The organism is Micromonospora sp. LOL_024 (assembly GCF_048060415.1).
Lineage (GTDB): Bacteria > Actinomycetota > Actinomycetes > Mycobacteriales > Micromonosporaceae > Micromonospora.
Genome location: NZ_JBHMIS010000005.1, coordinates 1 through 15,362 on the forward strand (window position 1 = coordinate 1; position 15,362 = coordinate 15,362).

Genomic DNA, 15,362 nt, shown 5'->3' on the forward strand with positions numbered 1-15,362 from the left:
CTCCGTACCTCCGTACCTCCGTACCTCCGTACCTCCGTACCTCCGTACCTCCGTACCTCCGTACCTCCGGGAAGTGCTGCCTACCCTCGCCGGGCCCAGCACTGTCCCGGAGGTTGCGTGGCCGGGCGTGGGTGTGGTCAAAGGGTGCGGGAGCGGCGCTCCGCGCGCCACCAGCGGGCGAGCAGCACCGCACCGGCGACGAAGCCCAGCGCCGCCGGTGCGGCGGCGAACCAGTTGATCTCGCCGGGGGAGGTGACGGCGGCGCCGACCGCGGCGTAGCCGAATGCGGTCGGCGCGGAGGCGATCACACTGCCGGCGAGGAACGGCAGCACCCGCGCGCCGGTGGTGCCGTAGCCGTAGCTGACCAGGCCGAAGCCGGAGATCGGCAGCAGCCGTACGGTGACCACGCCGAGCACGCTCTGCCGGGTGAACCAGCGGTCGAGGCGGGCCAGCCGCCCCCGGATGCGTTCGGCGACGAACTCCCGGCCCAGCACCCGGCCCACGGCGAAGCCGACCGCGGCGGCCAGCAGCGCTGCCCCGAGTGCGTACGCGGCACCCTCCAGGGCGCCGAAGATCGCGCCGGCGGCGAGGGTGATGAACGTGCGGGGGACCAGCGCCACCAGCAGCAGCGCCCCGCCGAGGACGCCGGCGACCGGGGCGAGACCACCCAGTCGGTCGCCGAACTGGGGCAGCGCCGTCGGGTCGGGCCGCGGCACCAGCAGCAGCGTCACCGCGAACCCGGCGAGCAGGAGCAGCAGCAGCGCGAACCGGACGACCGACGGCCGGACGGTGGTCGGCCAGCCGAGCGGACCTCCCGGCGGCGGCTGGCGCAGCAGCCGCCGGAGGGTGGGGATCATGCCCGGGTGGCGGCCACCGCGGTCCGGCGTTCGGCCCGTAGCCGGTCGGCCCAGGTGTCGTCCAGCGGCGGTAGCCGCTGAACGCCGGTGGCCCAGCCGAGCAGCAGATCGGCCAGGGCCGGGTTGCGGGCCAGCGCCGGGCCGTGCGAGTAGGTGCCGAGCAGCTTGCCCCGCCACGCCCCCTCGGTGGCGCCGTCGTTGCCGACGCCGGCGGTGACCCGGGCCAGTGGGGAGACTCCAGGGCCGAGTCGGGTGCGACCGCCGTGGTTCTCGAAGCCGGTCAGCGGGGGCAGGTCGAGCCGGGCGTCGATGTCGCCGGCCAACTCGCCGACCGCCCGGCTGGGGCCGCGGTCCGAGGAGAGGTCGAGCAGCTCCAGTCCCTGGTACTGGCTGCCCTTGGCGAAGAAGGAGGTGCCGAGCAGTTGGTAGCCTGCGCACACGCCGAACACCACCGAGCCCTGGGCCACCGCGCGGTGCAGGCCGCCGTCGGCGATCAGCCGCTGCGCGCCGAGTGCCTGTGGCCCGTCCTCGCCGCCGCCGATCAGGTAGATGTCGGCGGTGGTGGGCAGCCGCTGATCGGACCGGACCTCCAGCACCTCGACCGGGAACCCGCGCTGTCGTGCCCGGCGGGCCAGGATCAGTGCGTTGCCCCGGTCGCCGTAGGTGGACAGCAGGTCGGGATAGATCCAGACGACACGCAGGGTCTCAGTTGACACGGTCCAACTCCGCTCGGATGTCCTGGAACGCGGTGTAGTTAGCGATGACCTCCAGCCGCCCCGGTGGTACCGCCCGGACGGCGTCGTCGAAGGCGCGGACGTACTGGAACGGCACGTCGTTGACCTCCAACCGGACGGCGAGGTCGTATGCCCGGTCACCGGTGATCAGAACCTGGCGCCCGCGCAGCGGGGCGAAGTCGACGTCGAAGAGCCAGGAGGTGTCCTGGCCGTCGGGGTCGCGGGCGTTGATGGAGAGCAGCGTCGGCGCCTCGTCGGCCATGTCGAACGCCTCCAGCCAGCTGGCCGGGTTCTTGGCCAGCAGCAGCCGGACGGTGCGCCCGTCCCGGACGACCTGGGCGTAGCGGCCGGCGACCGAGGTCACGTCGCCGAGCCGGGGAACCGCGTCGAACGGGCGTACGCCGAACTCGGCGGCGAGCGCGAGGGCGGTGGCCGCGTTGCCGACGTTCACCTTGCCCGGCAGCTGGAGCTTCACCTTGTACCAGGCGCCGGTCGGGTCGACCACGCCCTCGTCGTCCACGGTCCACTGCGGGTCGGGCCGGCGCAGCGGGCAGCCGGTGCACCACCACTGCTCGCCGGAGCGTTGGATGGTCGAGCCGCACTCGGGGCAGACCCAGGAGTCGTCGTGCCACCGTTGACCTGCCGAGAACCAGGTGACGTGCGGCGGGATGGTCCGGTAATCGTGGGTTGCCGGCGGAGTGGCCGCCCAGACCACCATCGGGTCGTCGGCGTTGGCGATGACGCGCATATCGGGGTGGCGGATCAGTGCCGCGCGCCAGAGCTGCGCCATCATGGCGACCTCCTTGGCGCGGTCCAGTTGGTCGCGGGAGAGGTTCAGCAGCGCCACCACGTGCGGGTCGGTCGCCTCGATCACCTGGGCGAGGTAGTGCTCGTCGACCTCCAGCACCGCGTAGGGGGTGCTGCCCGCCTTGGCCAGCGCGGAGGTGTGCCCGGAGGGCATGTTGGCGCCGAACGAGTTGGTGGCGACCCGGCCGAGGACCCCGACGGCAGCGGCTGCCAGCCGGGTGGTCGTGGTCTTGCCGTTGGTGCCGGAGACCAGCGCGATGGCCCGTCCGGAGGAGAGGTGGGCGAGTAACTCCGGGTCGATCTTCAGGCCGAGCCAACCACCGATCACTGAGCCGTCGCCACGGCCCGCCGCCCGCGACAGCGCCGCGGCGGTCCGTGACACGGAGCTGGCCACCTTCGCCCGCAGGGGCATCTTCGCGTCCGTCACGCGAGCGAGGTTACCGGACCGGATCGCCCGCCAGAGCGCCGCCGACGACGAACGGTCCGGTCCGGCTGTCGCGCCGACCGGACGGCAGTGCCCGACCAGACGGAGTCGATCTATGTCGGAAAGCGGACCCGCCTCGGGCCGGCGGCCGGCCCTCCACTCCGCTCCACCCTTGCTGACGTGGGGTTTTGTCTTTCGAAACGGCGCGCCGCGCGGTTGATTCTGGTTGCGGGTGGAGGGAAGTGGAGTAGAGTGGGGCGCATTGGTGGGGCCGGGAGGGGCCCACCGGCCCGGGGGGTCAGCGGCGCGCGAACGCCGCCAAAGGGCGAGGGGGTTGGGCCGTGTTCCTCGGCACCCACACTCCGCGCCTGGACGACAAGGGCCGGCTGATCCTTCCGGCGAAGTTCCGGGATGAGCTGGCGGGGGGTGTCGTGATCACTAAAGGGCAGGAGCGCTGTCTCTATGTGTTCCCGACGCCGGAGTTTCAGCTGATCGCGGAGCAGTTGCGCGCGCAGCCGATGACACACAAGGCCGCCCGGGCCTACAGCCGTGTCTTCTTCGCCAGCGCGCACGACGAGGTTCCGGACAAGCAGGGGCGGGTGACGATTCCCGCGCACCTGCGTACCTACGCGGGGCTCGACCGTGACCTGGTGGTCATCGGCGCGAGCACGCGGGTGGAGATCTGGGACAGGATTGCCTGGGAGACCTACCTCGCCGAAAGCGAAGACGACTTCGCCGACATCGAGGAAGGGGTGCTGCCAGGCGGTCTGTAGGGCGTGGCGACGCCCGACGTACTGCGAGATCTCCAGCCGCTTTCGAGTTCCTGGCATCCCTTCCCCGATGCCAGGCGCGCGATCCGACCGGAAGGGCCGTGGCCCGACGGGCGGGCGGAGAGCGGATGGGGATCTGGCGGTACGACGGCACGGCGTCGTCCGACGAGCAGGGCGCGAGGAAGAGACCGGTTCAACCAGTGGGGGTCGACATGGGGGAGCTACGCGGCACGCACGTGCCGGTGCTGCTCGAGCGGTGTCTCGAGCTGCTGGCCCCCGCACTGGGTCAGGGTCGGCGCACGGTTCACGTCGACGCGACGCTGGGCCTGGCCGGGCACGCCGAGGCAGTGTTGCAGGCCCATCCGGAGACGATCCTGGTGGGCCTGGACCGGGACACCGAGGCGCTCGCGCACGCTCGGGTGCGCTTGGCCCGGTTCACCGGTCGCGTGCACCTGGAGCACGCGGTCTACGACGAGCTGCCCGAGGTGCTCGACCGGCTGGGCTTTCCGACCGTGGACGGGGTCCTGTTCGACCTCGGCGTCTCCTCGTTGCAACTCGACGCGCCCGACCGCGGGTTCGCGTACGCGCAGGACGCGCCGCTGGACATGCGGATGGACCAGACCCGGGGGGTGACCGCCGAAGAGGTGGTCAACTCCTATCCGCATCCGGATCTGGCCCGGGTGCTGCGGGTCTACGGCGAGGAGAGGTTCGCCGGCCGGATCGCCTCGGCGATCATCCGGGAGCGGGAACGGGGCCGGATCACCTCGTCGGCTCGGTTGGCCGAACTGGTCCGGGAGTCGATCCCGGCACCAGCCAGACGAACCGGCGGACACCCGGCAAAGAGAACGTTTCAGGCTCTACGGATCGAGGTAAACAAGGAGCTGGCAGTGCTGGAGACGGCGCTGCCGGCCGCTCTCGACAGGCTTTCCGTCGGCGGTCGCCTGGTGGTCCTGTCCTACCACTCGCTGGAGGACCGGCTCACCAAACGGGCGCTCGCCGAGCGGGTCCGCAGCACGGGTCCGATCGGCCTTCCGGTCGAACTGCCCGGAACGGAGCCGACGTACCGGCTACTCAGCCGGGGCGCGGAACTGCCTGGGGAGGTGGAGGTCGCCGCGAATCCGCGGGCCGCTTCGGTGCGCCTGCGGGCCGCGGAACGGCTCGACCCGCAGGCACCACAGCGGGGGCGTACCGACCGCGAACGGTACCGCCGCCGGGGCAAGGCGATGCACCAACCGGGGACGGGATCAGCCATGGGATCCGGCTCGGATCCGCGGCGGATGCCGGGGGACACCACGGACGAAGAGGGGGAGGGACATGAACGTTGACAAGCGCCGGGACAACGCCGGCGTCGGGCAGCGCGGACCGCGGTCGGGGGGCCGGATCGCGGCGGAGCGGGCCCGGGGGGTCGGGAACAGCACGCGGCGGACGGATCGGGTCAACCAGCCGGAGGAGTCTCGCGCCCGGGGGGCGCGCGAGTTTCCTACCCAGGGCAGCGCGGCACTGCGTCCGGTCGAGCGGGCCGCCACCACCGCCGAGCGGGCGGAGTCGCCGCGGCTGCGGGTCGCGCCGCCGCCGCCGGTACGGGTGCCCCGGGCACCCTTCGCGGCGCTCGTGGTGGTGCTGGTCGTCGGCGGGGTGCTCGGCATCCTGGCGGTCAACACGAAGATCAACGAGAACGCCTTCCGGCTGGACGAGCTGCAGCAGCAGCAGGCCAAGCTCGATGTGGAGCAGCAGCAGCTGAAGAAGCAGATCGCCGAGTCCGAGTCGCCGGGCAACCTCGCGGCCCAGGCCCGCAAGTTGGGCCTGGTCGAGTCGGGTGAGCCGGCGTACATCCGGCTGCCGGACGGCAAGGTGATCGGCGTACCGCAGCCGGCCGGCGGGCAGCTGTCCATCGCGAGCCAGCAGGGCCCGGAGGGATAAACCGTGTCACCGAGACCGGACGAACCGCGCCGGGACGCCACAGGCTCCCGGCGCGGTTCGTCACGTGGCGCCGGGGATCGTGGCGCCGGGGATCGTGGCGCGGCCGATCGGGGCTCCGGGGATCGGGGCATCGGCGGCATCTCCGACGCCCGTGCGTACACCCCGCGGGGCCGCACCGTCCGGGAGGGGACGCCGGCGGCCGGCGCCGGACGCACCGGGCAGCGGCGTAACCCGCGTAGCAGCCGGTCACAGGATCCGTTCCGGCCCGCGTTGCAGGTGCTCGACGGCGGCCGGTCCGCCGCGAACCGGGCCGGCGGACGGCAGGGCGGGCCGGAGCGTCGGGACGGCGCCGCCGGGAGGGCCACGGTGGTCCGGACCGTGACCGACCGCAGCCCACGCGACGAGCCGGCCGCCTCGCCTCGGCGGCGGGTCGCCGGTCGCGAGCCGCGTCGCGGCGAACGGCCGGCCGGTCGCCGACCACCCCGCAAGCCGCCCCGACCACCCCGGCTAGCCGACCCCGGCCGCCGGCTGCGGCTGGGCACCGCCCTGACCATGGCGCTGTTCGTCGCGGTCGGCGTGCGGCTCGTGGTGCTCCAGGCGGTCGACACTCCGGCATACGCGGACGGCGGGCTCGCCGACCGGACCCAAACCGTGCAGCTGCCCGCCCCGCGTGGGGCGATCTACGACCGGTCCGGCGAGGCCGCGCTGGCGCACAGCGTCGAGGCCCGGTACGTCTACGCCGACCCGACCCGGATCGTCGACATCGCGGCAACCGCCGAAGCGCTCTCCCCGCTGCTGGGGATCCCGGCCTCGGAGCTGGCCGAGAAGATGCAGCCGCGCAAGCGGATCAACGGCATCGACTCGCAGTTCGAGTACCTGGCCCGGGGGGTTGACATCGACCGCGCCAAGGAGATCATGGCGCTCAAGCTGTCCGGCATCAACACACACCGCGACGAGCGGCGTGAGGTGCCCGGCGGTGACCTGGCCGCCAACCTGATCGGCTTCACCAGCCTCGACATGGTGGGGCTGGAAGGACTGGAGGCACGCTTCGACGACCTGCTGCACGGTGAGGACGGCCAGCGGGTCTTCGAGGTCGGCCTCGGTGATCTCGGGGCTCCGATCCCCGGTGGCCGCAGCAGGACGACCAAAGCCAAGCCGGGCAGCTCACTGGTCCTCACCATCGACCGCGACCTGCAGTACATGGTGCAGCGCATCCTCAGCGATCGGATGCAGCAGGTGCAGGGCAGCACCGGCGCCGCCATGGTGCTGGACGCCCGTACCGGGGAGGTGTTGGCCCAGGCCAGCCACCCCACGTACAACGCGGCGAAGCCGCTATTCAGCGAGCCGACCGACCGGGAGGACGCGGCCACCAGCTTCGTGGTCGATCCGGGCTCGGTGCACAAGGCGATCACGTTCGGGGCGGCGTTGCAGGAAGGCGTGATCACCCCCGACACCTCGTTCCCGGTGGCCAACGGCATCCGCAAGGGCGACACCTGGTTTCCCGACACCCACTTCGCCAACGGGCGGCGGATGAGCGTGGCCGGCATGATGGCGTACTCCTCCAACGTCGGCACCATCCAGATCGCCGACAAGCTCGGCGCGGAACGCCTGCTCGACTACCAGCGGCGGTTCGGTCTGGGCAAGGCGACCGGGGTAGGGATGCCCGGCGAGGCGAGCGGGCGGTTGCTGCCGGTGCAGGAGTGGAGCGACTCGTCGTACGGGTCGGTGCCGATCGGGCACAGTGTGGACGCCACCCCGTTGCAGATGGCTGCCGCGTACGCCGCCATCGCCAACGACGGCACGTACGTCCAGCCGCACCTGGTCAAGGAGACGATCGCCCCGGACGGGAAGCGGACCCCAGCGGTGGAGCCGGAGACCCGCCAGGTGCTCAGCCCGGACAACGCAGCGGCGCTGCGAATGCTCCTGGAGGCGGCCACCACCGTGGAGGGCGCCACCGGGGTGGCCGCGGCGGTCCCCGGCTACCGGGTGGCCGGCAAGACCGGCACCGGTTGGCGGTTGGTCGAGGGAAAGAAGCAGCCCGGCGACGTCGCCTCGTTCATCGGCATGGCACCGGCGGAGAACCCGCGGTACGTGATCGCGGTCTTCGTGCACAGCCCGGGTGGCGGCGGTGGCCAGGTCTCGGCCCCGGCGTTCCGGGACATGATGACCTTCACTCTCCGCCACTTCCGGGTGCCGCCGTCGAGTGAACCGGCACCCAAGTTCACGGTCTTCCCGTAGCGTGCCCCACGCCGGTCGCGGCACGGTCTGTTGCGGAGTCGGGATCGCCGGTACGGCGGTGACGAGATCGTCTGGTCGGCGGTCGGCGCGCCGAATTGCGGTCGCCGACGAGGTGGCGGGTCGATGGCTTCACTGTTTGACTTCGATCGATCGGTCCACGAGGTTGATCGCTATTTGCCGGTGATGCCCACTCCGCGTCGAATGGAAAAGGCGCTGCCGGAGGTTGGTGTGTCCGTGCTCGTCGTCGTGTCACCTCTTGCGAACCTCCCCCGCCGACCGGCGCCATAAGTCGCGGAGTGGTCGGGACGGCAGCTGTGGGCCGGTCACGCGCGACACGACGAGCTGGATCCACGCCGATACGTATTCGCTCACCTGCTGCCACCTTCGGCGCGGCAATCCGCGACATCCCGTGGCCAGGTTCCCGGCCGGAAGCTGCTCCGGCCCCGCCTGAAAGGTGCGGCACCCGCTGGAGCCCGGGCGCGAACAACGGATACTTCTTCGGCGATTGTTGGCCGGGTGCCGATTGTTCGTAGGCTATTCGTGGTTGGTCGGTGTGAAAGTTCGGGGCCGGAGCGGCGAGCACCGACTCCGCCTGCCCCTCGACTCCAAGAGGCGGAGATTCAGGCGCGCCGTGCGGCAGGGAACGCGCGACCGGGTAGGGTCTGACGCCGTGCGCGGCAATCCTCGTCCCCGTACCGTGGCCGGAATCCGGCTCGGTGACCTAGCCGCCCGGCTCACCGCGGCGCCCTCCACCAGCGTCGATCCGGTGGTGACCGGGGTGACCCACGCCAGCCAGGAGGTCCAGCCCGGTGATCTGTACGCGGCCCTGCCCGGCGCGCGGCGGCACGGCGCGGAGTTCGCCGTCGGTGCCGCGGCGGCCGGCGCGGTCGCGGTCCTCACCGACCCGGCCGGGGCCGAACTGGCCGCCGGCAGCGGGCTGCCGGCCCTGGTGGTGGCCGATCCGCGGGCGGTGCTCGGCACGCTAGCCTCGGCCGTCTACGGCGACCCGACCGCGCAGCTGATCGTCATCGGCGTGACCGGCACCGCCGGCAAGACCTCCACGGCGTACCTGGTCGAGTCGGGGCTGCGCGCCGCCGGCCACACCACCGGACTGATCGGCACCGTGGAGACCCGGCTCGGCGAGCTGGTGGTGGACAGCGTACGGACCACGCCGGAGGCCACCGACCTGCACGCGATGCTGGCCGCCGCCCGCGAACGCGGGGTCACCGCAGTGGTCATGGAAGTCTCCAGCCACGCCCTGGCGATGGGCCGCGTCGGAGGGGTGCGGTTCACCGTCGGCGGCTGGACCAACTTCGGCTCCGACCACCTCGACTTCCACTCCGACACGGAGGACTACTTCGCGGCCAAGGCGCGGCTGTTCGACGGCCGCTGCGGCGTCGAGGTGCTCAACTACGACGATCCGGCGCTGAAGGGCCTGTTCACGCCGGCCACGGTTGGTTTCTCCGCGGCCGGCGACCCGGCCGCGACCTGGTGGGCCGACCACGTCGGCGGCGAGGGGTACGCCCAGCGGTTCACCGCGCACGGCCCGGACGGGCTGGAGTTGCCCGCCGGGGTGGCGCTGCCGGGCCGGCACAACGTCTCCAACGCCCTGCTGGCCATCGCCGCCCTGGTTGCCGCCGGTGTCGCTCCGCTGACCGCGGCCGAGGGGGTGTCCGCCTGTGGCGGCGTACCCGGCCGGCTGGAGTCGGTGGGTGTGGTCGGCGGTGTGCGCGGGGTGGTCGACTACGCGCACAAGACGGACGCCATCGTGGCCGCCCTGGCCGCGCTGCGCGAACTCAGCACCGGCCGGCTGATCTGTGTGATCGGCGCGGGCGGCGACCGTGATCGCGGCAAACGGCCGATGATGGGTGCCGCCTGCGCCGAGGGAGCCGACGTGGTGGTGGTGACCGACGACAACCCGCGCACCGAGGAACCGGCCTCGATCCGGGCGGAGGTGTTGGCCGGCGCCTACCGGGCCGGGGCGCCCGCGCGGATCGTCGAGGTCGCCGGTCGCCGCGCGGCGACCGACGCGGCGGTCCGGCTGGCGGTTCCGGGCGACGTGGTGGCGGTGCTCGGCAAGGGCCACGAACGCGGCCAGGAGGTCGCTGGCGAGGTGTACCCGTTCGATGACCGTACCGAGCTGGCCGACGCGTTACGGGTCCGCTTCGGAGATTTGGAGGGCCAGCAGTGATCAGCCTCAGCCTGGCCGAGGTGGCGGTGGTGGTCGACGGGCGACTGGTCGCCGCCGACCCCGACGCCCAGGTCACCGCGGGCGTGGAGTTCGACTCCCGCAAGGTCGCCCCGGGTGGACTCTTCATCGCCTTCGACGGGCAGAAGGTGGACGGCCACGACTACGCCGCCGCGGCCGTCGACACCGGCGCGGTGGCGGTGCTGGGCACCCGCGAGGTGCCCGGGGTGCCGATGATCGTCGTAGCCGACCCGCTGGCCGCGATGGGCCGGCTGGCCCGCGCGGTGGTGGACCGGCTGCCCGGGCTGGTCGTGATCGGCTTGACCGGCTCCTCCGGCAAGACCACCACCAAGGACCTGATCGCCCAGCTCGCCGCCCGCCTCGGGGAGACGGTCGCGCCGCCCGGGTCGTTCAACAACGAGCTAGGCCACCCGTATACGGCGTTGCAGGCCGGGCCGACCACCCGCTACCTGGTGATGGAGAAGGGCGCGCGGGGCATCGGGCATGTCCGGTACCTCTGCGAGGTGGCGCCACCGAGGATCTCCGTGGTGCTCAACGTCGGTGTGTCGCACATCGGTGAGTTCGGCTCGCAGGAGAACATCGCGCTGGCCAAGGGCGAGCTGGTCGAGGCGCTGCCGGCCGACGGTCTGGCCGTGTTGAACGCCGACGACCCGTTGGTCGACGCCATGGCCGCCCGGACGGCGGCCCGGGTGGTCCGCTACGGCGAGACGACGCACGCCGACGTGCGGGCCGTGGACGTGACGCTGGACGAGCGGGGACGGCCCGCGTACACCCTGCTGACGCCGGAGGGCAGCGCGCCGGTGCGGCTCGGGCTCACCGGACGGCATCAGGTCTCCAACTCGCTGGCCGCCGCGGCGGTGGCCCGGGAGCTGGGCATGCCACTGACCGAGCTGGCCGTCGCGCTGGGCGCGCTCGGGTTGGTCTCCACCCGTCGGATGGACGTCTTCGAACGCACCGACGGGGTGACCGTGATCGATGACTCGTACAACGCCAACCCGGCGTCGATGGCGGTGGCGCTGCGGGCGCTGGCCGGGATCGGCACCGGGCGGCGTACCGTCGCGGTGCTCGGCTACATGGCCGAGCTGGGCGAGTTCGAGGCGCAGGGGCACACCGAGATGGGGCGCCTCGCGGCCGGGTTGGGCGTCGACCGACTGCTCGTGGTCGGCGAGGCGGCGGTGTCGATTCACCACGGGGCGACATCGGTAGGTGACTGGGGAGGAGAGTCGGTGTTGCTCACCGATCAGGCGGCGGCCGTCGAGGTGCTGCGCAGCGAGCTACGGCCGGGCGACGTCGTCCTGGTCAAGGGCTCCCGGTACCGGACCTGGGAGGTGGCCGACGCGCTGCGGGTCAAGGCCGCCGCGGGTACGTCGGCGGGCGCGTCGGCCGAGGGTGGCGCGGCGTGAGAGCGGTCATCGTGGCCATCGGGGTGGCCTTCCTCGTCTCGCTCTTCTGCACCCCGATCGCGATCAAGGTATTCACCCGACTGAAGGCCGGCCAGCCCATCCGGGCCGAGGGCCCGCAGATGCACCAGGGCAAGAAGGGCACGCCGACGATGGGCGGCGTGGTGTTCATCCTGGCCACCGTGATCGCGTATGTGGCCGGTCACCTGGCCCTGACCACCCTGCCGGACGCGCAGATCGCCCAGGTCGAACCGACCATCACCGCGCTGGTGCTGTTGGGGCTGATGGTCTTCTCCGGCGCGGTCGGCTTCATCGACGACTTCCTGAAGGTCCGCAAGCGTCACAGCGGCGGCCTGAGCGCACGCGCAAAGCTGCTCGGGCAGATCCTGGTCGGTGCCCTGTTCGGGGTGATCGCGCTCTACTTCCCCTCCACGATGACCGACTCCTCCGGCACGGTGACCAACACCGAGACGGTCGGCAGCACCACGCTCAGCTTCATCCGGGACATCCCGGCGCTGGACGTCAGCAAGATCGGAGCGGTGGTCATCTTCATCTTCGTGGTGATGGCGGCCACGAACGGGGTCAACCTGACCGACGGTCTCGACGGCCTGGCCACCGGCGCTTCGGTGATGGTGCTCGGCGCGTACGCGGTGATCGCGTTCTGGCAGTACCGGCACTGGTGCGCCGACCCGGCGTACACCGCGAACCCGAACAACTACTGCTATGCGGTCCGGGATCCATTGGAGATCGCGCTGATCGCCGGTGCCGCGGCCGGGGCCTGTGTCGGTTTCCTGTGGTGGAACACCTCGCCGGCCCGGATCTTCATGGGCGACACCGGTGCGCTCGGCCTCGGCGGCCTGATCGCCGGCATGGCGATGTCCACCCGTACCGTGCTGCTGCTGCCCATCATCGGCGGTCTTTTCGTGATCATCACGATGTCGGTGGTGATCCAGATTATCTCCTTCAAGACCACCGGCAAGCGGGTCTTCCGGATGTCACCGTTGCAGCACCACTTCGAGCTCGCCGGCTGGAGCGAGGTCAACATCGTGGTCCGGTTCTGGATCATCGCCGGCATCGGCGTGGCCATCGCCCTGGGCCTCTTCTACAGCGACTTCCTGGCCAACATGGGCTGATCTCCCTGCGGTGCAGAGAGTTGATCAACCAGGTGCGGTGGGTGGCGGAGGGCGGTCGACGCAAGTGCGACACGCCGACCGGGGCGTACCGCCCGTGTCGGGTGGCGTAAGCGGCGATGATGTCGCTGTGGAGGAGGCGCGAGAAGGAGACGGCGCGGCGCCGGGCCGGCGTCCCGTCGGGGCGTCCGCCACGGCAGTACCGGGCGACGCGGCGGCTCCGGGCGCGTTGCGGGGTCTGGACGCGATGGCCGGGCTGGCGGCGCTGCGCGGGCTGCTGGCCCGCCCGTTGGCCTCCTACCACCTGCTGCTCGCCAGCGCCGGGCTGCTGCTGCTGATCGGCCTCACCATGGTCTTCTCGGCCACCAGCGTGCGCGACTTCGCCGAGGGCGGTAACGCCTCGGCGTCGCTGACCAAACAGGCGATCTTCGCGGTGGTCGGCATCGTGGCCTTCTGGGCCTGCCAGCGCCTGCCGGCCAGCACCTACCGGACGCTGAGTCGGCCCACGCTGGCCGTCGCGGTAGGGCTGCTGGTGTTGCTGAACCTGCTGGAAGCCTACGGGCGACTGACCAATGGCGATGCGAAGGTCGGCCCGCTGGAGGCTGACCTGCTCTGGCTGTTCGTCGGCGGCATCGGCCTGCAGCCCTCCGAGCTGGCGAAGTTCGCGCTGGTGCTGTGGGGCGCGCACGTGCTCGCCCGCAAGGGCGCGGCGTTGGGCTGGTGGCGGGAGCTGGCCACCCCGCTCTTTCCGGTGGTGGGCCTGCTCTTCGTCCTGGTCGGCTACAACGACCTGGGTAGCATGCTCAGCCTGCTGGCGCTGGTGGTCGGCCTGCTCTGGGCGGCCGGGGTGCGGCTACGGGTCTTCGCCGCGCTCAGCGCTATCGGGCTGCTCGGCATCGGCCTGTTGGTCGCGGTCGCGTCACTCGGCGCCGGCTCGGGCGTCCGGGGCGAGGAGAACTACCGACTGGCCCGGCTCACCGTGTTCTTCAGCCCGCCGCCGCTGGACGCCTGCAAGGACGACCTCTGCTACCAGATGGTCCAGGCCCGGTACGCCATCGCCAACGGCGGCTGGTTCGGCACCGGCCTGGGGCAGGGGCGGACCAAGTGGGCGTGGCTGCCGGCAGCGGAGAACGACTTCATCTTCGCGGTCATCGCCGAGGAGCTCGGGGTGGTGGGCTGCACGGTGGTGGTCACCCTCTTCGCCGTGCTCGCCTACACCGGTCTGCGGATCGCCCGACGGGTCGAGGGCCCCTTCCGCCGGCTGGCCGCCGCGGGCGCCACCGCGTGGCTCGTCGGACAGGCGTTCATCAACATCGGTGGCGTGATCGGCCTGCTGCCGCTGACCGGGGTACCGCTGCCCTTCATCTCCGACGGCGGCAGCGCCCTGGTCGTCACCCTGGCGGCGGTCGGCATGCTGGCTTCCTTCGCACGTGGGGAGCCCGATGCCGCCCGGGCGCTGCATGCCCGTCCGCCGGCCCGGTGGGTCCGACTAGTGTGGGCACCGTTGCCGCCGTTTCCCGGCCGGCGTCGCCGCGCGGCGACGCCGCCGGCTGCCCGAGGGTCCGTGCCCCAGGCGCGTAGGCGGCGCGGGGACGACCAGGCCGCACCGCGTGGCGCCCGGGACGGCCGGGGTCGCGGCGGGTCGGCGGACGAGAGGAGACGTTGATGGGTCCGCTGCGTTCGGTGGTACTCGCAGGAGGCGGCACCGGGGGGCACATCTACCCGCTGCTCGCCTTCGCCGACTGCCTTCGCCGACACGACCCCGGCGTCCGGATCACCTGCCTCGGCACCCCCAAGGGCCTGGAGAACGAGCTGATCCCGCCGGCCGGCTACGACCTGCGGAACATCCCGGCCTACCAGCTGCCCCGGTCGGTCAACATGAACCTGGTCCGTACTCCGGGCCGGATGTGGACCGCCGCCCGCGCGGCGGGCAAAGTCATCGACGAGGTACGCGCCGACGCGGTGGTGGGCTTCGGCGGGTACGTCTCGGTGCCGGCCTACCTGGCGGCCTGGCGGCGGGAGCTGCCGATCGTGATCCACGAGGTGAACGTGCCGCCGGGGGTGGCCAACCGGCTGGGCATGAAGTTCACCAAGCACGTGGCCGTCGGTTTCCCGCACCAGCCGTCGCTGGCCGAGTCGCTGCGCGACGCCCGGGTGGTCGGTGTGCCGTTGCGTCGCGGCATCGCCGGGCTGGACCGGGCAGCAATGCAGGGCGCCGCCCGCGCCCACTTCGGGCTCCGCCCCGACCTGCCGGTGCTCTTCGTGGCGGGCGGCTCGCAGGGCGCCCGTTCGATCAACCTCGCGGTCGCCGGAGCGGCCAAGGAGCTGGCCCGTAACGGCATCCAGGTGCTGCACGTGATCGGCGCGCGCAACGAGCCAGTGCCGGTTCCGACCGACCTGCCGGTGCCGTACGTGACCCTGCCGTACCTGTCCGAGATGGACGCCGGGTACGCCGCCGCGGACCTGATGCTCGGCCGGGGCGGGGCGATGACCTGCGCCGAGGTCGCCGCGATCGGGCTTCCGACCATCTACGTGCCGTACCCGCACAGCAACCAGGAGCAGAAGCGCAACGCGTTGCCGGTGGTCGAGGCCGGCGGTGGGCTGCTGGTCGACGACGCCGAGATGACCCCGGACTGGCTCGAACGGGCGGTGATCCCGCTGATCCGTGACTCGCAGCGGCTTCACGCGATGGGCACCGCAGCCTCGGAGTACGGGCGGCGTGACGGTGACGAGGCGCTGCTCAACTTCGTCTACGAGGCGGTGGCTCGGTGAGCGCGAGGAGTGAGCCGGTTCTGCGAGCCCCGCAGTTGCGAGCGAGGGGTGGCTCGGTGAGCGCGAGGAGTGAGCCGGTTCTGCGAGCCCCGCAGTCGCGA

12 protein-coding genes are annotated in these 15,362 nt (G+C 72.0%); 9 read left to right on the forward strand and 3 right to left on the reverse strand.

The genetic code is table 11. The features are described 5' to 3' along the window. Positions 1-137: 137 nt before the first annotated feature. Genes ACFHWY_RS08415 through ACFHWY_RS08425 form a run of 3 tightly spaced genes read right to left on the reverse strand, consistent with a single transcriptional unit; the run spans position 138 to position 2,810 of the window. On the reverse strand, positions 138-857 hold the full coding sequence (locus ACFHWY_RS08415; RefSeq protein ID WP_416579553.1) for a TVP38/TMEM64 family protein: 720 nt from the start codon (positions 855-857) through the stop codon (positions 138-140). Further along, positions 854-1,573 carry a type 1 glutamine amidotransferase gene (locus ACFHWY_RS08420; protein WP_416579554.1) on the reverse strand — a complete coding sequence of 240 codons (720 nt, stop codon included), beginning with the start codon at positions 1,571-1,573 and terminating at the stop codon, positions 854-856. Before ACFHWY_RS08420 ends, ACFHWY_RS08415 begins: the two co-directional genes overlap by 4 nt. Next, on the reverse strand, positions 1,563-2,810 hold the full coding sequence (locus ACFHWY_RS08425) for a MurT ligase domain-containing protein (RefSeq protein ID WP_416579745.1): 1,248 nt from the start codon (positions 2,808-2,810) through the stop codon (positions 1,563-1,565). Before ACFHWY_RS08425 ends, ACFHWY_RS08420 begins: the two co-directional genes overlap by 11 nt. Before the next feature lie 353 nt (positions 2,811-3,163). On the opposite strand from ACFHWY_RS08425, the gene mraZ reads away from it, so the two are divergent. The 9 genes from mraZ to murG all read left to right on the forward strand — a co-directional run bounded on the left by mraZ (position 3,164) and on the right by murG (position 15,261). Beyond that, the gene (gene mraZ, locus ACFHWY_RS08430) at positions 3,164-3,595 is read left to right on the forward strand and encodes a division/cell wall cluster transcriptional repressor MraZ (protein ID WP_416579555.1); all 432 of its coding nucleotides are present in this window, start codon (positions 3,164-3,166) and stop codon (positions 3,593-3,595) included. A 209-nt stretch (positions 3,596-3,804) separates the two neighbouring features. Next, entirely contained in the window at positions 3,805-4,917 is a 1,113-nt protein-coding gene (gene rsmH / locus ACFHWY_RS08435) for a 16S rRNA (cytosine(1402)-N(4))-methyltransferase RsmH (RefSeq protein ID WP_416579746.1), read from the forward strand. Further along, positions 4,907-5,512, forward strand: coding sequence for a septum formation initiator family protein (locus tag ACFHWY_RS08440; protein ID WP_416579556.1), 606 nt, complete (start codon positions 4,907-4,909; stop codon positions 5,510-5,512). Before rsmH ends, ACFHWY_RS08440 begins: the two co-directional genes overlap by 11 nt. A 3-nt stretch (positions 5,513-5,515) precedes the next feature. Further along, a complete protein-coding gene (locus tag ACFHWY_RS08445; RefSeq protein ID WP_416579557.1) occupies positions 5,516-7,750 on the forward strand; it encodes a penicillin-binding transpeptidase domain-containing protein in 2,235 nt (744 codons plus the stop codon). 697 nt (positions 7,751-8,447) lie between these two features. Beyond that, entirely contained in the window at positions 8,448-9,941 is a 1,494-nt protein-coding gene (locus ACFHWY_RS08450; protein WP_416579747.1) for a UDP-N-acetylmuramoyl-L-alanyl-D-glutamate--2,6-diaminopimelate ligase, read from the forward strand. Continuing rightward, positions 9,938-11,362 carry a UDP-N-acetylmuramoyl-tripeptide--D-alanyl-D-alanine ligase gene (locus ACFHWY_RS08455; protein ID WP_416579558.1) on the forward strand — a complete coding sequence of 475 codons (1,425 nt, stop codon included), beginning with the start codon at positions 9,938-9,940 and terminating at the stop codon, positions 11,360-11,362. Before ACFHWY_RS08450 ends, ACFHWY_RS08455 begins: the two co-directional genes overlap by 4 nt. Further along, the gene (mraY, locus tag ACFHWY_RS08460) at positions 11,359-12,492 is read left to right on the forward strand and encodes a phospho-N-acetylmuramoyl-pentapeptide-transferase (RefSeq protein WP_416579559.1); all 1,134 of its coding nucleotides are present in this window, start codon (positions 11,359-11,361) and stop codon (positions 12,490-12,492) included. Before ACFHWY_RS08455 ends, mraY begins: the two co-directional genes overlap by 4 nt. A 244-nt stretch (positions 12,493-12,736) precedes the next feature. Further along, a complete protein-coding gene (locus ACFHWY_RS08465) occupies positions 12,737-14,155 on the forward strand; it encodes an FtsW/RodA/SpoVE family cell cycle protein (protein ID WP_416579748.1) in 1,419 nt (472 codons plus the stop codon). Beyond that, positions 14,155-15,261, forward strand: a complete 1,107-nt coding sequence (gene murG, locus ACFHWY_RS08470; protein ID WP_416579560.1) for an undecaprenyldiphospho-muramoylpentapeptide beta-N-acetylglucosaminyltransferase — start codon at positions 14,155-14,157, stop codon at positions 15,259-15,261. Before ACFHWY_RS08465 ends, murG begins: the two co-directional genes overlap by 1 nt. The last annotated feature ends 101 nt before the right edge of the window (positions 15,262-15,362 follow it).

What these genes read in the sequence shown, in the direction of transcription:
- ACFHWY_RS08425 (WP_416579745.1), bottom strand. Translation starts at nt 2,810, where the DNA reads ATGCCCCTGCGGGCGAAGGTGGCCAGCTCCGTGTCACGGACCGCCGCG.
- ACFHWY_RS08440 (WP_416579556.1), top strand. Translation starts at nt 4,907, where the DNA reads ATGAACGTTGACAAGCGCCGGGACAACGCCGGCGTCGGGCAGCGCGGA.
- ACFHWY_RS08465 (WP_416579748.1), top strand. Translation starts at nt 12,737, where the DNA reads ATGGCCGGGCTGGCGGCGCTGCGCGGGCTGCTGGCCCGCCCGTTGGCC.
- murG (WP_416579560.1), top strand. Translation starts at nt 14,155, where the DNA reads ATGGGTCCGCTGCGTTCGGTGGTACTCGCAGGAGGCGGCACCGGGGGG.
- rsmH (WP_416579746.1), top strand. Translation starts at nt 3,805, where the DNA reads ATGGGGGAGCTACGCGGCACGCACGTGCCGGTGCTGCTCGAGCGGTGT.
- ACFHWY_RS08415 (WP_416579553.1), bottom strand. Translation starts at nt 857, where the DNA reads ATGATCCCCACCCTCCGGCGGCTGCTGCGCCAGCCGCCGCCGGGAGGT.